Here is a 19591-nt window from a genome sequence, read left to right on the forward strand (position 1 = left end):
CCAGGAAACCCGGAGAGTAGCTTAAATCCCGCCAGATCCTGTCCAAGGATCGGGGTGTAGCTCACTTTCACGCAGCAGAGGATGCCCAGACAACTAATTCAGAGCTACAGAGGGGTCGGGTGAAGGCTTGGAAATGCCGCCCGGACATCCCGCTGAATGCGCAATGTCAACATCAAGCAGACTTTGTGCAGCAAGGCCTCGAATCTCGATCCCTCCCACAACCATATCGATTTTGTGCAGAAACAAGCCGCAGATATCTGGAGGAATTTTGTAATCAGGCTACGGCTCCCAGCAGAGACTCAATGTCTACAACGCAAATAGGGCGATCATCTTCATAAATTAACTCGACTATATGATTGAGGCCCGAAGTTCCTTGGGGGGTGCCGATAGAACTCCGCCCGTCTAGCTTAACGGAGAGGATATCACCAGCGGCGTCAACGGCCAATCCAACGATGTTACTGGGCATTGCCACCAATATTACAACAGCACGCTCGCTGGGTACTCTTCGCCGAGCATTCATCAGAAAATCGAAATCAACTACGTGCACCAAATTTCCGCGAATATTGATCAGGCCAATGATCTCTTCAGGTGATCGCGGCAGGGACGTGACTGAGCCGAGTCGCCGTATCTCCTGCACCGATCCGAGATCGATGGCGTATCGGGTATCGTTGGAAAAGAAAGTCAGATACGTCGCATCGTTTATAAGTGGATCGGAAGTATCATTCGGGATATCCAAAAACCTCTCTTCTGAACTATCAGCACCCATAATGAATCCTCCTGTTTTTACTCGCGGCGACCTTGAGTCTTGCAAAAGACTTATATTCCGCACGCTGGTCATGGAATGCTCCCGTGCGCGACATCAAAAAGGCCCTCTGCATCAACCACCAAAACAAGATCTCCGTCCCCCAAGATCGCTGCTCCGGAGATGGCCCGTGTAACTAATGATGTATCAGACAGAGGCTTAGATACAACCTGCACTTGAGATTCGATCTCATCGACGCAAACTGCGTACTTTGAGTTTACGTCGGGAACAAGTGTCAGAACTGTTTTCCCTTCGGCGTCGTTCTCAAGTAATAGTGGAGTGCTCTCATGATCCTGCGATCTAGTCCCTAAAATGGAAGATAAGTCAAAAATGGGTATGAGCTCATTGTTCGGTATCATCATAAAAGATTGGCCGCTTACAGTCCGAATGCCACCATTCTCAGCTGTCTGCGCGTCATCGACTGACGACAACGGAATAATGTATCGACTGTCGGCGGCTCTCACAAGCATACCGTCCAGCACTGAAAGGGTCAGCGGAAGGCTGAAAAGAAGGGATGCCCCAACTCCTCGGTTCGATCTGATGGTGAGATTTCCGCCAAGAGCTCTGGTTGCGTCATGAACGACATCGAGGCCCACTCCTCGACCGGACAACTCCGATGTATCATCCTTGGTAGAGAACCCCGCTCTCATGGCAATTCTCGAAAGGTCTTGATCGGACATGCCGTCGGGACTTTCGGTGATCCCGCTCCTGTAGGCCCTTCTCCTTATTTCATCGTAGTCAAATCCACGTCCATCATCCGACACCTCGATAATGATCCGGTCGGATTCTTGCGTGGCACTCAGCAGAATCTGTCCTTTTGGGCTCTTGCCGGCCCGCCTGCGAATTTCGGACTTCTCGATTCCATGATCGACAGCATTTCTCGCTACATGCGTCAGCGGGTCGACGAGTCGCTCGATAATCGACTTATCTATCCGTGTGTGATCGCCCCTCAATTTGACTTCGATCAACTTATCAGCCTTAATTGCTGCATCCTCTGCGACCCTGGCGATCCTCTGAAAAAGAGGGCGGATTTGAACCGCTCGCACTCTCGTAAGAATCCCTTGCTGCTGTTTGATCGCATTGAGCATTTGTTCAAGGGCGATATCGGTGTTTAATGTCGATTGTTCCGTTTTAAGTATCTGGGATAGCTGCGAGTGAGACACAAGCATTTCACTGCCGAGGTTTACTAGAAGATCGATATCTTCAAGCGCGACTCGCGTGCTCTGATTCTTGAAAAGTGATGCGTTGGTTGTTCCGGACTGAGAGTTTTTCAGGAAATCTCGATCTTGTGGGGGTGGCTTATTGGATTTTATTGCATGACGCGGAGCTTGGAGGTCATCAGAGCATCCAAATTTTTTAAACACACAGCTATATTCATTCTCAAATTTTCCAATTAATTTACTGATCTCCTTCTCAGCGATGTCATCAGTCGCTGGCGTCACGAGTATTTGCCACGAAGCGTATATTGTCTTTGGGTCGAGTTCGGTTAGATTTGGGACACCAGCTTCAATGCATGAGGCCGATATTTCGCCCAGCTTTCGAAGGGCGCGAAATAGATGCTCCGGACCTGTGCTGGGGTAGGTGTCGGGTCGGCGCGCCGTAATATCGATCTGCCATCCCGTGCGCCAGTATTCTCCGATACCTTCGAAATTTCCGGTCTCATCAATCCACTGAGGACCATTTTTTCCGTCGGTATCCTCCTTGCTGGAATCAAGATTAGTGATTTTTTCGATGTGCGCGGTGATCTTCTTGGATATCTCACAGACGGATTGGTCGGATGGTGCGCGCTCCGACCTGAAATCGAATACGATGGATGAGATATGGTCCGCGGCCAGCTTGAGAACCGAAGTGGTTTCAACGTCGACCGTTGCGTCATCACTTCGGATTATATCCAGAAGTGTTTCGACCTGGTGAGACACATCTACGAGCGCGTCCATACCAAAAATAGCTGCGCCGCCTTTGATCGAGTGGACGGCGCGGAACGCGGAAGCAATATCTTCAGCCTGATTGTCGTCTCCATCCAGGCGCTCTAAGCTCAGATTGAACTCTTCTATGAGTTCTTCGCATTCTTCATAGAAACCCGATCTCAACTCATCGAGTGCGTCCGTCATGATGTACTCGCAACAGCTCGCAGGGTTCCGACGAGGCGTGCAGGGTCGAAAGGCTTGACGAGCCAGCCGGTTGCGCCCGCCTGCCGCGCGCGCTGACGCAGATCACGTGCGCTTTCTGTCGTGAGAACGAGGATCGGAATACTGCTGTTACCCTCATCCTGTCGGACGCGCTCGATAAATCCGAAGCCGTCCAGACGAGGCATGTTGACGTCGGTCAGGATTGCATCCGGATGCCCGTCCATCGCTGCCAGGCGTTCAAGCCCATCGATTCCATCATCGGCAAGGATGACTTCGATCCCTTCACGCGTGAGTGTGAGGCGCACGAGGTCGCGGATTGTTCGGCTGTCGTCGACGGCGAGGACTCTCATCGGGCGATCTCACGCTCTTCGAGCATCTCGATGGAGCAGCCGACGAACTCGAGGTCTCTGATGAAATCCGGAGATGGATCGACAATCTCGAGTTCTCGGCCGTCCTTCCGTGCGGACAAGAGTATCTGGATGCACGAAAATTCGAGCACTTCGACTTCATCGGCGAGGAGTCGGAATCGTCCCTTTCTTGCTCGCAGGGCGGCCAAGAGATCGGGTGCTGCGGACATGTCCATGCGACGGCTGAGCCTGAGGCTTTTTCCGTCTGCGTGCTCGGTGTCATGTGGTTCGTTCATCAGGACCTCGTCGGAGCTTGGCGACGAGCACTACCGATCGAGGTCCTAAGATTTCGTTAGGCTCGGCTACTCATGCGAAGAGCCATCGTTTCGGAGATGACGGCCGTGAGGATTTCGACATGCCGTGAGATCGAGTAGGCGCTCGTCTTCATCTGTCTCCGACGCTCGAGGTCATGTTCGATCGGAAGCAAACGCTTGAGAGCATCTTCGGGACTGCGCGGGATTGCGATCCGGAGTAGGCGACGGAGATCGCGCCTCCGCTTATATGTGTGGCAGCCATGATGAGCTGCATCGACGAGCAGTTTGGGGCGATTGAGTTCGGCTATCGCTGTGTCGAGGTCGGTCATAAGTCTCTCCGCTGGAAAGTTTTGGTTCCAGGATGATGGCGGAGTGGTGGGCTCTGTTGCGTCGACCGCGGAAGACGCGAACGGTTCTTCGGCACCGTTTACGGTTTCGCAACGGTTGCCTCTCTGGGAGCACATTTTTAACTCACTGGTAACCAATGCGGGGTGATCTGAGCCGACTTTTCCACAGCCTGGAATCGGCAGAATGCCAATGTATCCGCACGCCTCAGAGGGGTCTGGTGGACCTATCCCCAATTGGATCCCTGATCCCGCCCGCGCGTATATCGCACACACGAGCGAAGGGCGGTCTCTGAGAGAGGTCGCCGCAGAATACGGATGTACCGCATCGACGATACTGAGGCAGGTCCGGCGACTGAAAGCCAGGCGCGAGGACCCGCTTGTGGACGATATACTGGACCGCCTTGGTGCGGCGGTCGTGACCAAGACTTCTAGCGAGGGGTACGAATCCATGTCCGCAATGCCGCAGCGCGCTCAGATGATCGACGACGACACTCTCAAGCGCGAAGCCGCACGGGTTCTTCGTCGGCTTTGCGAGGGCGATGCCATTCTTCTCGTCGGCATTGGCATGCCTCAGGCCGTCGTCCTGAAAAGCGACAGCGATCCGACGCGTCTTGCCACTTTGCCCCGTGCCGTCGCGCAAGCATTTGTCTTGAAGGAATGGGTATCGTGCTATCGCGCCGGCAAGGTCACGCGGTATCGTATAACCGAAATGGGCCGGTGTGCCCTGAAGAGGATCCTCGCCGAACGGCACAACCAGAAGGTTGCGGCCCGGGGTCTGGCAGAAGCGCCATCTCCTTTCCTGACCCAGAATACGACTATCGAGGAAGTCACACGCGAAGGACGGAATGGGGCTGAGCGTCTCAGAGTTAACCTTGCCGAGTCTCCCCTGGGGGCGCTTGCAAGGCGTCGCGAAAAGGACGGCAGTCCGTTTCTGACCGCTGCCCTTGTCCTTGCCGGGGAGACCCTTCGCGATGATTTCGAAAGGGCGCAGATGGGGCCCAGGGTTGGTCAGAACTGGGATCGCTTCCTTACGGCTGGAGCGCGAGGGGACTTTGGAAGCGATAGCCGTGGGGAAGGCAATGAAAGCGCTCGGCACCACGTTGCCGAAGCCTTGAGAGAGCTCGGTCCGGGGCTCGGCGATGTCGCTCTGCGGGTCTGTTGTTTTCTGGAAGGCGTCGAGTCGACAGAGAAGCGGCTCGGATGGGCCGCGCGTTCAGGGAAAATCGTTCTGAGGATCGCCTTGCAGCGTCTGCATGCTCACTATGTCGAGAAAGGCAGACTGTAGTTTGCCGCGCGGGCGGGCCCGATCGGGACCCGCCCATCCATCGGTCTATCGCGACTCGACTTCGACGTAAGCGCGTTCTGTTTCACCCGTGTAGAGTTGGCGTGGTCGGCCAATCTTAAGCGCGGGATCGTCAAGCTGCTCTTTCCACTGGGAAATCCAGCCCACGGTCCGCGACAGCGCGAAGATTGGCGTAAACATCGATGTCGGGAATCCCATCGCTTCTAGGATGATCCCCGAATAGAAATCCACATTCGGGAACAGCTTCTTCTCGGCGAAGTAGGGATCGTCGAGCGCCTGTTTTTCAAGCTCCTTGGCGACCTGCAGCGTCGGGTTGTTCTCGACGCCGAGCAGTTCGAGAACCTCGTCGGCGCTCTCCTTCATTACCGTCGCGCGCGGGTCGAAGTTCTTGTAGACACGGTGGCCGAACCCCATCAGGCGGAACGGGTCGTCCTTGTCCTTCGCGCGCGCGATGAATTCCGGGATCCGGTCGACCGTCCCGATTTCCCGCAACATTTCAAGACATGCCTGGTTGGCGCCACCATGCGCGGGGCCCCAGAGACATGCGATGCCTGCCGCGATACAGGCGAACGGGTTCGCGCCCGAAGACGACGCGAGCCGAACGGTCGAGGTCGACGCGTTCTGCTCGTGGTCGGCGTGGAGGGTAAAGATCCGGTCCATGGCGCGGCTCAGGATCGGATCCACCACGTAATCCTGCGCCGGCACGCTGAAGCACATGTTCAAGAAGTTGGAGGCGTAGTCGAGATCGTTCCGCGGATAGACGAAGGGCTGGCCGATCGAGTACTTGAATGCCATCGCGGCGATCGTCGGCATCTTCGCGATCATCCGGATCGACGCGACCTCACGCTGCCACGGATCGTTGATATCGGTTGAATCGTGGTAGAACGCAGCCATAGCGCCGACCACACCGACCATGATCGCCATTGGATGCGCATCGCGGCGGAACCCGCGGAAGAAGTAATGCATCTGCTCATGGAGCATCGTGTGCATGGTGACGCGCTGCGTGAAGTCTTCGAGCTGGGCAGCGGTTGGAAGTTCGCCATAAAGCAGCAGGTAGCAGACCTCGAGGTAATGGGATTTTTCGGCCAGTTCGCCGATCGCATAGCCGCGGTGCAGCAAGACCCCCTTTTCGCCGTCGATGAACGTAATCGCGGACTCGCAGGCAGCGGTCGAGGTGAAGCCGGGATCGTATGTGAAGACGTCGCCTTGCGCGTAGAGCTTGCGGATGTCGATGACATCGGGACCGGCTGTCGGGCTGTGAACGGGCAGATCGATCGTCGTTCCGTCCACTTTCAAAGTCGCTGTCTTCTGAGTCTCGGCCATGTCGGTCCTTCCATCTCGGCGGTGGAAATGGTCCACCACGTAACTATCGAAAGCGAAAACCTTTTCTGCTTTCGCTTGCCGGTGCGGCAGCCGGGGTCAGGTGGCTGTCGCGTCGTTGATGCGGGCCAAGCTTTCCTCCCGGCCGAGCACCAGCATCATGTCAAAGACGCTGGGGGTGGCGGTGCGACCCGCCAATGCGGCTCGGAGTGGTGCCGCAAGCTTCCCCAAACCGACGCCATGCGCTTCTGCAATAGCTGTTACGGCGGCCTCCAACTCCTCGCGCGTCCAGCTAGCATTTCGCAGGTGCGGCGTCAATTCAGACAGCATACCACGGGATACCGTATCGAGCGCCTTTGCAGCTTTTTCGTCTGGCTCGATCGGTCGCGACGCGGTCGCGAAATGCGCACGGTCGACGAGTTGAGGAAGGGTTTTCACCCCGCCTTTCACGATGCCGATCGCAGGGCGCAGCGCATTCAGGTCCACCTCCGCGCCGGATCGTTCGGCCCATCCCCTTACTGCGTCTTCAATTTCATGGTTCTGCATCGCGGCGATGTGCTGGCCGGAGATGCTTTCGAGCTTCTTGAGGTCCAGGCGGGCGGGTGCCTTGTTGATGCCATCAAGATCGAACCAGGCCCGGGCCTGAGCGTCATTGAAGAACTCGTCGTCCCCATGGCTCCACCCGAGGCGGGCGAGGTAGTTGCGCATCGCTTGGGCTGGGATACCCATCTCCGCATATTCGAGAACGCCGGTCGCCCCGTGGCGTTTCGACAGTTTCTTCCCGTCCGGGCCGTGGATCAGGGGGATGTGCGCCCAGACTGGCCGATTCCATTCCATCGCATCGTAGATCTGCGCTTGCCGCGCGGCATTCGTGAGATGGTCATCGCCCCGGATCACATGTGTGACGCCCATATCATGGTCATCCACCACCACGGCCAGCATGTAGGTCGGCGTCCCGTCCGAACGCAGCAGAACCATGTCGTCCAGCTGATCGTTTCGGGTCGTGACCGTCCCTTGAACGGCATCCTCGATCGCGGTGGCGCCGTCGCGTGGAGCCTTCAGCCTGATCACGGATGGGCCCTCCGGGTGTGTCGAGGGATCGCTGTCGCGCCATGGGCTTCTGAACAGCGTCGAGCGTCCCTCGGCACGGGCTTCGTTGCGGAAGGCCTCGATCTCGTCCTGTGTGGAGAAACACCGATATGCGTGGCCGCTCGCTAGCATTTGCTCGGCAACTTCCGCGTGACGGGGTGCGCGCTCGAACTGACTGACGGGTTCGCCGTCCCAATCGAGGCCAAGCCATTCCAGCCCCTCGTAGATGGCGGCGGTCGCCTCGGGGGTCGAGCGGGCGCGGTCCGTGTCTTCCACCCTGAGGAGAAATGTTCCGCCTTTCGCCCGGGCGTAAAGCCAGTTGAACAGCGCGGTCCGTGCCGTGCCGATATGCATCATTCCGGTCGGAGACGGAGCGATGCGTGTAACGGGCGCGTTGGTCATAGAGCCTCCGGACAGGACATATTAACTCATTGGTAACCCTCATGCGGCAGGGTCGCGGGGGTTCTAAGGGGGGACCCACACGACTGACAAGCGGGGGGCGGCGATTGGCTGCGCGTGACGATGCCATGGTGCTGCAGAACGGTCCGTTCGTCACGGTCGCGACCGCGCTGCACGGTCTTCGCGGATTCCGGATGCCGTGGATCGCGACGGCTTTCGGGTGTGGGATAGGCACCTACTTTGCCCTCCCGGTCGAGCCGTCGCATGCGGCGACCGCTGTTTTCGCATTGGCGATATGTGCGCTGTCGCTCCTTACGTGGATTTCACGCGACGGCGTCGGTTTTCTCTATCTTTTGCTCGCGGTCTTTGTCTTCGGATTGGTCGCGGCGCAGATGCGGACCGCAATCGTCGCGGGCCCTGTCATGCCGTTTCGGTACTACGGCGCGGTCGAGGGGCGCATCGTCAAGATCGACCGGTCCGCCTCAGGGGCAGTTCGGCTGACGCTCGACCGCGTTCGACTAGATGGGATCGCGCCCGAGAGGACCCCGCGCCGCGTTCGTGTTTCCCTCCATGGTCCCGAAGGAACAGAGCCGCGACCTGGGCTTAGGGTCATGACGACGGCTCATCTTTCCCCTCCGGCAGGACCGACCGAGCCGGGCGGATTCGATTTCCAGCGACACGCATGGTTCGACTCGCTCGGTGCTCTCGGATACAGCCGGGTGCCGCTCTTGCTGGCGTCCGAAAGGGCAGAGGGATCGGCTGTCGCCGGCGCTCGATATGCCATCGCTCAGGCCTTGCGAAATGCCATACCCGAAGAGCGAGGGCAGGTTGCGGCGGCCATCGTCGTCGGAGATCGCTCGGGCATACCCGACGACGTCACAGAGGCGCTCCGCGCGTCTAATCTCGCGCATCTTCTCGCGATCTCCGGTCTGCACATGGGGCTGCTCGTCGGGTTCGTCTTCGCAAGCGTGAGAGGCGTGCTCGCACTCAGCCCGCGCATCGCCCTCGCATACCCGACACGGATTTGGGCTGCGTGCATCGCGCTTCCGGTTGCGGTCGCATACCTCGCGCTCTCCGGTGGCGGGATCGCAACACAGCGGGCCTTCGTCATGGCTGCGGTTATGCTGGGGGCGGTCATCGTGGGGCGCCGCGCGCTTTCGATGCGTTCGGTCGCGATCGCCGCGCTGATCGTTTTGGCCTGGCGCCCGGAGAGCCTTATCGGCCCGGGTTTTCAGATGTCTTTCGCGGCGACCGGTGCCCTTGTTGTCGCATTCGGTTGGCTCTCCAATCGAGATCCGAAGTGGCGTCGGGGCGTGATCGGGTGGGGAATCGCCCTCCTGCTGTCCTCGGCCGTCGCCGGGCTTGCGACCGGCCCGTTTGCGGCGATCCATTTCAACCGTGTCGGGCAGTATGGGCTTCTGGCGAACCTCCTCGCAGTGCCGATGATGGGTGCAATCGTCATGCCCAGCCTTCTGATCGGTCTCATCCTCTGGCCATTGGGCCTGCAGGAGCTCCCGTTCTGGTGTGCCGAGCAGGGAATTGGCTGGATCATTGTCGTCGCGGAGTGGATCGCAGCCTTGGACGGCTCGGTCCTGCATCTGCCCGCACCGAGCTGGCACGTCCTGCCCCTCTTCGGGATCGGTTTCGTCTGGATGGGGGCCGCAGCAGGCCGGACACGCCTCTACGGAGCCATACCCTGCTTTCTGGCGATCATCCTCTGGGCGCAGAGCGAGCGTCCGATGATGCTGGTCTCCGAAAGCGGAGGGCTCGCAGGCATTCAGAGCGAGGGGGGGCGCTGGCTGAGCCGGGCCAAGGGCGACGGGTTCACCGCCGCCTCGTGGCTCGAGAACGACGGCGATCCGGTGTCGCAAGAGATGGCCGCGGCGCGCGATCGGCCAAGCGTTGCGGGACTCCCGTCATTTCGTGTCGTCCGGTCCTCCGCGGAGCTGAAGACGATCCTCGCCGATTGCGTCGCTGGCGAATGGATCATAACCCCGCGTGTGTGGGACGGAGATCCGCCGCGATGCGTCCTCTACGATGCGAAAGCCCTCTCCCGCACCGGAGCTCTATCCCTGACCGGAGAACCGGACGGTGCGGTCCGTGTCAGGACCAGTCGCGAGCTACAGGGACAGCGCCCCTGGGTCCGCTAGGCGGACGCCAAACTGTCCACCCGAAGGTCCGCTGATCCTGATCCCCGCTGGGGCGTTTGACTGCAACTTCTCCGGCAGGGAAGCCCTGGGCGATGTCGCTCCTGCAAAGGCCAATTTCGACATCACGCTTTCAGAAGCATGGATTGATGAGGGCTTACCTAGGTTCCCGCCACCGGCGATCCTGTAATCCGTGAGCTTGAGAGCTGCAGGCAGATCCATTGGATCGGCAGAACCCAAGCGAAAGCCCCCGTCAACGCTCCCGCAAGACCGCTTCATTGCAAGGCGAAGTTCCCGCGGCTCAGTAGCTCCGGATCAGGCCGACGAGGCGGCCCTGAACCTTTACCTTGTCCTGTGGCAGGATCCGCGTCTCGAATGCCGGGTTGGCCGCTTCGAGGCAGATCATGCCCCGTTCACGGCGAAACCGCTTGAGCGTCGCTTCCTGACCTTCGACCAGAGCGACGACGATATCTCCATCATCTGCCGTCGTCTGCTCGCGAATGACGACGACGTCCCCGTCGTTGATGCCAGCGTCGATCATCGACTCGCCCTTTACTTCAAGGGCGTAATGCGCACCGCCGCGATCCAGCATCTGGCCGGGCACGGCGACATGATGGGACACTTCGCTGATGGCCTCGATTGGGACGCCCGCGGCGATCCGACCCATGACCGGAAGCTCCTGCGCGTCGATCCTGACCGGGATCGCGGATGGCAGGTCCCTGTCGGGGCGGTCGCCGTCGATCACGGTCGGACGGAACCCCGCGGTCGGGCCACCGCCCATGTCCTCGGGCAGACGCACGATTTCGATCGCCCGCGCCCTGTGCGCGAGACGCCGGATGAAGCCCCGCTCCTCGAGTGCGGTAATCAGACGGTGAATGCCGGATTTCGAACGAAGATCGAGTGCGTCGCGCATCTCGTCGAACGAGGGAGGAACGCCGTCGCGCTGCAACCGCTTGTGGATAAATGCCAGAAGATCACGTTGTTTCCGCGTCAGCATGTCGTCCCCACTGCCCGATGTTCGCGCACGTTCTACGAAAGTTCCCGTTTCGTGTCAACATTTCCACGGGATTTGCGTCTTCGTCGCAGTGGAAGGTTTAGAATCTGTTAACGCTGGGCAAGGCGATCGCCGCGACAACATCTCCGATGGAACGGGCGGGATCGTTCGGGGGCCGGATCACCAGAACATCCGCGTCTGCCAGCACACTCAACAGGCTGCTGTCCTGACGGTCGAAGACCTCGACCGCACCGCTCACGAGGCGGCCTCTCATGTAGTGCTCCCGCGGTCCATTCTCGCGAACCGGGGTCGCGAGCCGCAGATCGAGCATCGTGGGTTCCGCGGGCAGTCCGAGACTGGCCCGCAGCGCAGGCAGCAGGAAGATCACCCCGCAGACGAGTGCAGAAACCGGGTTTCCGGGAAGCCCGATCAGCGGTGTGCCGCGCCAGCGTCCCGCAAGCAGGGGCTTTCCCGGGCGCATCCGCACCTTGTGAAAGACGAGGTCCATGCCGTCCCGACCCAGACCTGCGACAAGGTCGTGCGCGCCGACGGATGCCCCGCCGATCGTGACCATCAGATCCGCGTCGAGCCCGGTTTCCAGGGCCGCGATCAAGAGTTTCGGATCGTCGGGCGCGATGGGGAGGAGGCGGGGCAGGGCGCCGGCATTGGATAGGAGAGCAAGCAGACCATATCCGTTCGACGCCACGATCCCGCCGGGTGGCAGGGTTTCTCCGGGGTGACGCAGTTCGTCGCCGGTCATCAGGATCGAGATCCGCGGCCTGCGGCGGACTGGCAAGTCGCCGTGGCCCATCGCGGCGGCCAGCGCGAGATCGGCGAAACCAAGACGTCGGGGCGCCATCCGGTCACCCCGACCGAAATCGCCGCCGGCCGGACGGATATGAAGACCCTCGCGAGGGGCATCGAGAACTTCGATCCCGTTGCCCTCGCCTCGCGCGTCCTCCTGGATCAAAACCCGGTCGGCAGGCTCGGGGACGGGCGCCCCGGTGAAGATGCGGACGGCCTCTCCCTGAGCGAGGCGGCCATCGAAGGGATGGCCTGCCGCTGCCTCGCCGATGACCGTCAATCTCTCGCCGACCTCGACCGGCCCCGCGAGCGCATAGCCATCCATGGCAGAGGCGGCAAAGGGGGGCTGGTCGTGCCGCGCCTCGATCGGTGCGGCCAGGACCCTCCCTGACGCCTTGGCGATCGGCACGGTCTCGACGGGCATGGTCGGCATGAGCGCGATCAGGTGGTCGCGGGCCTCTTGGACCGATATCACGAGGCCTGCCAGTCGCCGGATTTCCCGCCCGATTTGGACAAGAGGCGAAGGCCGCCGATCTCCATATCCTTCTGCACTGCCTTGACCATGTCGTAGACTGTCAGGCAGGTCACCGAGACGGCGGTCAACGCCTCCATTTCCACCCCGGTCTGGCCGGTCGTGCCGACGGTTGCGACGATCCGGAGGCCCGGCAGATCCCGGTCGGGTTCGATATCGACGGCGACTTTGGTGATCGGCAGGGGATGGCACAGGGGGATCAGATCGGCCGTGCGCTTCGCGCCCATGATTCCGGCGAGGCGGGCGACACCCTTGACGTCCCCTTTTTTCGCGGCGCCGTCCTCGATCAGTCGCAACGTCTCAGGGGCCATGCGCACCCAGCCCCCGGCGACAGCGACCCGCTGCGTCGCAGGCTTTCCGGACACGTCGACCATGTGCGCCGACCCCTCGCCGTCGAAATGTGTCAGACCGGACATCAGGCTGCGACCGGATCGGCGAGCAGCGTTCGGGTCGCGCCGGCAACGTCGGGCTGGCGCATCAGGCTCTCGCCGATGAGGAACGCGCGCGCTCCGTGGCGGGCCATGTCAGCCAGATCGGCGGGCGTCGACAGACCCGACTCGGCCACGAGGATCCGATCTTCCGGAACCGCAGTCGACAGGTCGCGGGTCGTCTGAAGGTCGGTGTGGAACGTATTGAGATTGCGGTTATTCACGCCGAGAAGCGGAGCGTCCAGCCGCAGCGCACGATCCAGCTCGGCGCGATCGTGGACTTCGATCAGTGCATCCATTCCCCAGTCGCGCGCGGCATCCACCAGTTCCACTGCCTGGTCATCCGAGACGCTCGCCATGATGACCAGGATGCAATCTGCGCCGAGCGCGCGGGTCTCTGCGACCTGCCAAGGGTCGTAGAGGAAATCCTTGCGGATTACGGGCAGGGTCACCGCGCCGCGCGCCGCGACGAGGTAGTCTTCGTGGCCTTGGAAACTGGGCGCATCGGTCAGGACGGACAGGCAGGTCGCGCCACCGTCCTCATAGGCGCGCGCAAGGGCGGGAGGATCGAAATCCGCGCGGATCAGTCCCTTGGACGGACTGGCCTTCTTGATCTCGGCGATCAGGCCGTATCCCGTCGCGGTGGCCCGTTGAAGCGCCTCGGCAAAGGGTCGGACAGGCGACGCCGCCTTGGCGTCCTCCTCGACGCGAGCCAGCGGTCTCGTGGATTTGCGGGTCGCGACTTCTTCCAGCTTGTAGGCCTTGATGCGGTCGAGAATTGTGCTCATGCCGCATCCTTCCGGGTCAGTTCGGCGAGAGCCCGGACCTTCTCCATTGCGGTTCCCGCGTCAATGGCTCCGGCTGCCATCTCCGCGCCCGTTGGCAAGTCGGCCACGCGGCCCGCGACGACCAGGGCTGCCGCGGCATTCAAGAGCACGGCGTCGCGGTAGGCGCCCGCCTTGCCCTCCATGAGCGCGCGGAAGGCGCGGCCATTCTCCTCTGGTTCGCCCCCGAGGATCGCTTCGAATGGATGGATCGGAAGGCCCGCATCCTCCGGTGAGACCGTCCGCTCCGTCACGGCTCCGTCCGCGAGGATCGCGACGCGCGACGGCCCGGCAATGGACAGCTCGTCGGTTCCGTCTCCGCCATGGACGAGCCAGGCCGCCTCTGAGCCGAGCGCGCCAAGCACTTCCGCCATCGGCCGGATCAGGTCCGGCGAATACGCTCCGGTCAGTTGACGACGCACTCCGGCGGGGTTGGTCAGCGGCCCCAGCACATTGAAGACCGTCCGAGTGCCCAATTCGGCGCGGACCGGCATGACATGACGCGTCGCCGGATGGTGCATCGGCGCCATCATGAAGCAGATGCCGACCTCGCGCAGGGCCCGCTCGGCCGTCTCGGCCCCAAGCATGACCTCGACGCCCATCTGGCCAAGGACGTCCGCCGCGCCCGATTTCGACGACAGATTGCGGTTTCCGTGCTTGGCCACGGGCACATCGCAGGCGGCGACCACGAAGGCGGCGGCGGTCGATATATTCAGGGTTCCCTTTCCGTCGCCGCCCGTTCCCACGATGTCGATCGCGCCGTCCGGGGCGGCAACCCGCGTCATCCGGTCGCGCATGGCGCTGGCGGCGGCGGCGATCTCGTCCACGGTCTCGCCGCGCGTGCGCAGGGCCATCAGGAAGCCGCCGATCTGCGCGGGCGTCGCCTCGCCCTCGAAGAAGGCTGCGAACGCGGCCGCCGCTTGCTCGCGGCTCAGCGGTCCGCGCGCGGCGGCATCGATCAGGGCCGGCAATCCGCTCATGCGGTTTCCGGCAAGAGCGAGAGGAACGTCCGTATGAGCCCGTGACCGTTTTCCGAGAGAAGGCTTTCGGGATGGAATTGTACGCCGTGGATCGGAAGCTCCCGGTGGCGAAGCCCCATGATCGTGCCGTCCTGCGTCTTCGCGTTGGCGACCAGCTCGTCGGGCAGTGTATCCGCGGCAACCGTCAGTGAATGGTAGCGCGTCGCGCGAAACGGGTCCGGCAGACCCGCGAATATGCCGGTGCCGTCGTGGCTGATCGTCGCAACCTTGCCGTGGACCGGCTCGCTGGCGCGGGTTACCGTGCCTCCGAACGCCTGTCCGATGGCCTGGTGGCCCAGGCACACACCCAGCAGCGGCGTGCGTGTCTCGGCGCAGGCGCTGACCATCGCAAGGCAGATCCCGGCGCGGTCGGGATCACAGGGACCCGGGCTCAGAAGGACGGCCGTGGGGTTCAGTCCCATCGCCTGCTGCACGTCCATCGCGTCGTTGCGGACGACTTTCACCTCGATGCCTTCCTCGGCCACGTAATGGTAGAGGTTCCAGGTGAAGCTGTCGTAATTGTCGATCAGCAGAAGCAAGCCGTCCCCCTCAAGGTGGTCCGCGGGGGCTTTGCCTCCCCCATTGTCCGGCTATAGATGGACAGCGCCGGGGGGCGGGGTCAAGCGGACTGCAGCAGGCAGGCAGGCGGAGGGGAAGCTTATGTTCAAGGGGGTCATACTCGGAGGCTTTTGCGCGATCGTGTTGTCGGGGCTGATGCTGATGACGGTCTCGCTGATCGCGCCGCCCCCGGTCCGGGATGCCCGGCTGGTTCCCGATGCGCCGCAACCCGCAACTCTGGAGGAGCAGCCCGAGACATCGGGCGTAGAGCCGCCGCCCGAGCAGGTCGTCGTGGAGGCCGAGGGCGAACCCGCGACCGACATCGATCTGCCCGCCGAAAGCCAGTTCGGCCGTCCTCGTGACGATGCCGAACCTGTTCTGCGGACGCCATCGCGCGGCGGCGGAATGGCGACAGCCAGCGCTCCGCTTCCCGCAGCGCAGGCCCCCGCCTCGCCAGATGTCTCGACCGAAAGCGCGGCGCAGCCCGAGATTTCCGTCGTGTTGCCCAGCGTGACGGCCCCGGTGGCCGACATAGACCCCGCCGGGCCGAGCGCCGTACAGGAATCCGCGCCCGCCACCTTTGCGATCGCCGATGTGGGCGAAGCGCCCGAGGTACCCGCTACAGAAGATGCCGCCGCGCAAAGCGATGAGCCTGCCCGGCCGAGGCCGGCCGTCGAAGCGGATGCGCCGGAGACGGAGGTGTTCGAGGTCGAGATCACCGAAGCGGAGGGCGAAGTCCTCCCCGCCACGGATGATGCGCCTGTCCAGCCGGTGGAGGGCGATCCGGCAGAGGTCGCTGCCGTCGCCGATCCGGTCCCGGCGGACGCGCCGGCCGATGAGGCTGTCGCCCAAGGGATCACCAGCGAAGCCGCCGATGACGCGCTCGTCGTGGCGGAAGCCGTCGACCTGGAGCGCTTCGCGACCGAGGTCGATGCCATCGACGAAGCGCCTGCAGACACGCCCGCGGTGGCGGATACGGCTCCCGGAAGCGACGCCGCAGTGGATGCGGATGTCGCCGAGGTTGCCGATCTGGCGCCCGCACCCTCGGCAGACGACGCGTCGGATGAGGGGGCGGAGGTCGCCGGGTCCGCACCATCCGCGCCGATCACCATCATCGAGGCGCCGGCGCCGGTCGTCGTTCTGGGTGCGGAAGATCAGCCGATCACGCGGGATGTTCGCCAGATCGAGACGGCGCAGGCCGGGAATGGGATCGTCCTGGTCGACCCCGATGATGTTGTTCGCGCGCCACGCGCGGCACCGTCCGCTCCGGAGCAGGAGCGTGAGACCGAGTTCGTCGGCACCCCGCGTATCCTGACACCGGGTGAGCCGCGCCGCATCACGTTGAGCAGCGAAGAGCCGACCGAAGCCGACCAAGCGCCTGGCCCCCGTGCCCTGACGGCCAATGCGGCCGCCTTCTCGCGCGAGGCGGGTCGCCCCCTTTTCGGGATCGTCCTCGTGGATGACGGCGGCGGGTCGGTCTCGACCAGCGATCTGGCGGCCTTCGATTTTCCGATCACGTTCGCGCTGGATCCCACGCGACCCGGCGCACCGGAGGCGGCGGAACGCTACAGAGAGGCCGGCCATGAAGTGCTGCTGCTTGCAGACGTGCTGCCGGAGGGAGGCACCCCGTCGGACATGGAAGTCGCCTTGGCCGCGGCCTTTCAGGAAATGCCGCTCGCCGTCGGCATTCTCGATACGGAAGAGCGGCGCCTGTCGCGCTCGCGGGGCCTTCTGCCCGCGCTGGCAGAAGGCGGCCTCGGCCTCGTGGTTCGTCCGGGCGGTCTGGGCTCGGCGACGCAGAACGCATCCCGCGCGGGCGTTCCGGCGGTTCAGGTGTTCCGCAGTCTCGATGACGGGGACGAACGTGCGCCCCGGATCACCCGCTATCTGGATCGCGCCGCATTCGAGGCGGCACAGGACGGTTCGGCTCTGGTGATTGGCCGGGCGAGGGGAGAGACCGTGACGGCGCTCCATGCCTGGGCGCTGGGCGACCGTGCCGAAGAGGTGCAGATCGCACCGGTATCGGCAATCCTGATCGAGGGGAGCGACTGACGGTCGCATCCGCCGCATGCAGTCCGGCGATCACGTGGGCAGTACCGGAAAACCGGGTCAGCGGCGCGCGATGTCCGGCAGGTCGATGCGGGCGACCTGCTCGGCGATGGGTTCGACCGAAAGCGGATGAACCTCGTGCGCGTGGGCGGCGGGGTCGCCGATCGGTTGCCACCGGCCGCTTTTGTAGATCTCGAGCGCGTCGAAGGCGGCCTTGTAACCCATCTTGGGCGAGCCCGGCACCCAGTAGCCCAGATAGACGAACGGCAACGACGTCTCGCGCGCGATCGCGATGTGGTCGAGAATGACGTAGGTCCCCAGCGAACGCGGGCGGACATCGGGGTCGTAGAACGAATAGACCATCGACAGCCCGTCATCGAGCACATCCGTCAGGCAGACGGCCACCAGTCGGGGGCCGCCCTCGGCCTCGTCGTCCCAATACTCGACCACGCGGGTGCGGATCGGCGTCTCTTCGACCATCGCGGCGAATTCGAAGACGTCCATATCCGCCATCCCACCCTTGGCGTGGCGGGCGGCCAGGTAGCGGCGGAAGAGCTCGTATTGCTCGTCCGTGGCCCAGGGCGAGTTCACCTCGCGTCGGAGACCCGCCGATCGTGCGGCGATCTTGCGTTGCGTCCTGTTGGGATTGAACGCGTCGCACCGGATGCGGGCCGACAGACAGGCCGAGCAATCCGCGCAGCTCGGGCGGTAGAGCACGTTCTGCGACCGCCGGAACCCCTGCTTGGAGAGCTTGTCGTTGAGTTCCGCCGCGCCGGATCCCTGCAGCGCGGTAAACAGCTTCCGCTCCCGCCGACCGTCCAGATACGGGCAGGGCTGCGGCGCCGTCACGTAGAATTGCGGCGTCAGCGGTAGACTATGGCGCATACGGGTTCTCTGCTCTCCCGCGCACACAGTTGGAGGCTATGGCCCGGGCCGTCAACGCAAAAGCGGACGCCGAAGCGTCCGCTGCGTAGCGCTTTGGTCGGGCTTCAGCCGGGCCGGTTGATCGCCGCCGTCCCGAGGACGAGATCCGTCAGGCCCTGCTTGCGCTCGGTCACCAGCATCGCGACCACCGAAGCCAGCGCGGGCAGGATCGCGAACATCACGCTGGCATAATAGCCCGTCACGTGAAGGATCGCCTGCGTGCCGTCGAGACGCGCCCCCTCGTCATTGCGAAGCTCGATCCCCAAGAGGCGCATGCCCCAAGTGGCGGAGCCGCTCGCCAGGGTGGCGATCCGGTAGGCGGCGCCGATCGCGAGGAAGAAGAGCGGCCAGAGAAACCAAGCCACGGACAGGGTCAGGATACCCGCGACGAAAGTGAAGAGGGTGATGAGCGTCGCATCCACCACCCAAGCGAGGCCGCGCTTGACGACGACGCCGCGATAGAATTCCGGCTGCCGGTGCGGGCAGGGCAGGGCGGTTTCATGGGTCAGGGCGGTCATCGGTCGGGAAATCCTTTTGCAAGAGGTGGTTGCGAGGCGGTGTTCGGGGCGCCCCGGTGAGGGACGCCCGCGGTGACAGGCTCAGGCGGCGGCGGTGCCGTCGTCTTCCTTGCGCTCGGACTTGCGCTCGCGCTCGTCCATGAACTGGTCGAACTCGGCCTTGTCCTTGGCTTCGCGCAGACGCTCCAGGAACTCCTCGAAGGCGCGCTGTTCATCTTCCAGACGGCGCAGCATGTCGGCCTTGTAGGCGTCGAAGGCCGTGTTTCCGGTGCCGCCGGTCATGCGGGACATGCTGCGGGACTTGTGGCTGCGGCCCAGGGACCATTTGTTGGCGAAGGTCATGTAAAGCACCAGAGCTAGGCCGATCGGCCAGAAGAGAATGAAGCCGGCGATCATCGCGGCGATCCAGGCGCCCTTGCCACGGGCATCGAGCCAGGCCTCGGCGCGGCGAAGCGGATTGCCGCGGGGCGCGGCGAAGGCGGGGGCGGTTTGCATCTCTCTCTCCTTGTTTCGATCTATGTGAATGCTCTTCACATGACCCGAGATGGGAAGCGGGAAGGGGGGCCGCAAGGGCCTGAGGGCAAAAAAGTTAATGCGTTTCACATGAATTCGGAATTCGTCTGGGAATCCAGTGACTTGCATGATTCGAATGGCGTCAGGCGTCCCGGCGACGGATGTGCACCCCCCGTGCACCCCCTGTGCAGACAGCGTCTGCACGGGGGCGGGCGGTAACCACTGTTGCAC

19 protein-coding genes are annotated in these 19591 nt (G+C 62.6%); 3 read left to right on the forward strand and 16 right to left on the reverse strand.

Going from position 1 to position 19591, the window contains the following annotated elements; translation table 11 throughout:
- Nucleotides 1-274: 274 nt before the first annotated feature.
- From jaqu_RS21005 to jaqu_RS22380, 5 genes are all read right to left on the reverse strand, one after another.
- Nucleotides 275-766: a chemotaxis protein CheW gene (locus tag jaqu_RS21005; RefSeq protein ID WP_161793834.1), complete on the reverse strand. Its 492-nt coding sequence runs from the start codon at nucleotides 764-766 to the stop codon at nucleotides 275-277.
- A 68-nt stretch (nucleotides 767-834) separates the two neighbouring features.
- The gene (locus jaqu_RS21010; RefSeq protein WP_084629495.1) at nucleotides 835-2913 is read right to left on the reverse strand and encodes a chemotaxis protein CheA; all 2079 of its coding nucleotides are present in this window, start codon (nucleotides 2911-2913) and stop codon (nucleotides 835-837) included.
- Nucleotides 2910-3281 carry a response regulator gene (locus jaqu_RS06285; RefSeq protein ID WP_043918111.1) on the reverse strand — a complete coding sequence of 124 codons (372 nt, stop codon included), beginning with the start codon at nucleotides 3279-3281 and terminating at the stop codon, nucleotides 2910-2912. The genes jaqu_RS21010 and jaqu_RS06285 overlap by 4 nt, the downstream gene beginning before the upstream one ends.
- Nucleotides 3278-3574 carry an STAS domain-containing protein gene (locus jaqu_RS06290; RefSeq protein WP_141134388.1) on the reverse strand — a complete coding sequence of 99 codons (297 nt, stop codon included), beginning with the start codon at nucleotides 3572-3574 and terminating at the stop codon, nucleotides 3278-3280. The genes jaqu_RS06285 and jaqu_RS06290 overlap by 4 nt, the downstream gene beginning before the upstream one ends.
- 56 nt (nucleotides 3575-3630) lie before the next feature.
- A complete protein-coding gene (locus jaqu_RS22380; protein ID WP_392387215.1) occupies nucleotides 3631-4389 on the reverse strand; it encodes a DUF6477 family protein in 759 nt (252 codons plus the stop codon).
- A gap of 25 nt (nucleotides 4390-4414) precedes the next feature.
- Here jaqu_RS22380 and jaqu_RS06300 point away from each other — a divergent pair, with 25 nt between their 5' ends.
- Entirely contained in the window at nucleotides 4415-5224 is an 810-nt protein-coding gene (locus jaqu_RS06300; protein WP_316243057.1) for a DUF6456 domain-containing protein, read from the forward strand.
- Between the two features lie 45 nt (nucleotides 5225-5269).
- Here the strand turns inward: jaqu_RS06300 and gltA are convergent, their stop codons facing one another.
- A complete protein-coding gene (gltA, locus tag jaqu_RS06305; protein ID WP_043918115.1) occupies nucleotides 5270-6565 on the reverse strand; it encodes a citrate synthase in 1296 nt (431 codons plus the stop codon).
- Nucleotides 6566-6661: 96 nt separating this feature from the next.
- On the reverse strand, nucleotides 6662-8053 hold the full coding sequence (gltX, locus tag jaqu_RS06310; RefSeq protein ID WP_043918116.1) for a glutamate--tRNA ligase: 1392 nt from the start codon (nucleotides 8051-8053) through the stop codon (nucleotides 6662-6664).
- Nucleotides 8054-8157: 104 nt separating this feature from the next.
- Between gltX and jaqu_RS06315 the strand changes: the two genes are divergently transcribed.
- A complete protein-coding gene (locus jaqu_RS06315; RefSeq protein WP_161793835.1) occupies nucleotides 8158-10200 on the forward strand; it encodes a ComEC/Rec2 family competence protein in 2043 nt (680 codons plus the stop codon).
- A gap of 298 nt (nucleotides 10201-10498) precedes the next feature.
- On the opposite strand, the gene lexA is transcribed toward jaqu_RS06315, so the two are convergent.
- The 6 genes from lexA to jaqu_RS06345 all read right to left on the reverse strand — a co-directional run bounded on the left by lexA (nucleotide 10499) and on the right by jaqu_RS06345 (nucleotide 15337).
- Nucleotides 10499-11194, reverse strand: a complete 696-nt coding sequence (gene lexA / locus jaqu_RS06320) for a transcriptional repressor LexA (RefSeq protein WP_043918118.1) — start codon at nucleotides 11192-11194, stop codon at nucleotides 10499-10501.
- 97 nt (nucleotides 11195-11291) lie between these two features.
- Nucleotides 11292-12470 carry a molybdopterin molybdotransferase MoeA gene (locus jaqu_RS06325; protein ID WP_043918119.1) on the reverse strand — a complete coding sequence of 393 codons (1179 nt, stop codon included), beginning with the start codon at nucleotides 12468-12470 and terminating at the stop codon, nucleotides 11292-11294.
- On the reverse strand, nucleotides 12467-12943 hold the full coding sequence (moaC, locus tag jaqu_RS06330; protein WP_043918120.1) for a cyclic pyranopterin monophosphate synthase MoaC: 477 nt from the start codon (nucleotides 12941-12943) through the stop codon (nucleotides 12467-12469). Before moaC ends, jaqu_RS06325 begins: the two co-directional genes overlap by 4 nt.
- The gene (gene trpC / locus jaqu_RS06335) at nucleotides 12943-13743 is read right to left on the reverse strand and encodes an indole-3-glycerol phosphate synthase TrpC (RefSeq protein ID WP_043918121.1); all 801 of its coding nucleotides are present in this window, start codon (nucleotides 13741-13743) and stop codon (nucleotides 12943-12945) included. The genes moaC and trpC overlap by 1 nt, the downstream gene beginning before the upstream one ends.
- On the reverse strand, nucleotides 13740-14759 hold the full coding sequence (gene trpD / locus jaqu_RS06340) for an anthranilate phosphoribosyltransferase (RefSeq protein ID WP_043918122.1): 1020 nt from the start codon (nucleotides 14757-14759) through the stop codon (nucleotides 13740-13742). The genes trpC and trpD overlap by 4 nt, the downstream gene beginning before the upstream one ends.
- A complete protein-coding gene (locus tag jaqu_RS06345) occupies nucleotides 14756-15337 on the reverse strand; it encodes an anthranilate synthase component II (RefSeq protein ID WP_043918123.1) in 582 nt (193 codons plus the stop codon). Before jaqu_RS06345 ends, trpD begins: the two co-directional genes overlap by 4 nt.
- 121 nt (nucleotides 15338-15458) lie before the next feature.
- On the opposite strand from jaqu_RS06345, the gene jaqu_RS20530 reads away from it, so the two are divergent.
- Complete coding sequence (locus jaqu_RS20530) at nucleotides 15459-17408, forward strand: divergent polysaccharide deacteylase family protein (protein WP_052500816.1); 1950 nt, start codon at nucleotides 15459-15461, stop codon at nucleotides 17406-17408.
- A gap of 57 nt (nucleotides 17409-17465) precedes the next feature.
- On the opposite strand, the gene jaqu_RS06355 is transcribed toward jaqu_RS20530, so the two are convergent.
- From jaqu_RS06355 to jaqu_RS06365, 3 genes are all read right to left on the reverse strand, one after another.
- Nucleotides 17466-18290 carry an arginyltransferase gene (locus jaqu_RS06355; protein ID WP_043918124.1) on the reverse strand — a complete coding sequence of 275 codons (825 nt, stop codon included), beginning with the start codon at nucleotides 18288-18290 and terminating at the stop codon, nucleotides 17466-17468.
- A 104-nt stretch (nucleotides 18291-18394) separates the two neighbouring features.
- On the reverse strand, nucleotides 18395-18847 hold the full coding sequence (locus tag jaqu_RS06360) for an RDD family protein (protein ID WP_043918125.1): 453 nt from the start codon (nucleotides 18845-18847) through the stop codon (nucleotides 18395-18397).
- Between the two features lie 81 nt (nucleotides 18848-18928).
- Complete coding sequence (locus tag jaqu_RS06365; RefSeq protein WP_043918126.1) at nucleotides 18929-19342, reverse strand: DUF2852 domain-containing protein; 414 nt, start codon at nucleotides 19340-19342, stop codon at nucleotides 18929-18931.
- Nucleotides 19343-19591: the final 249 nt, after the last annotated feature.

The organism is Jannaschia aquimarina, from assembly GCF_000877395.1.
Classification (GTDB): Bacteria; Pseudomonadota; Alphaproteobacteria; order Rhodobacterales; family Rhodobacteraceae; genus Jannaschia; species Jannaschia aquimarina.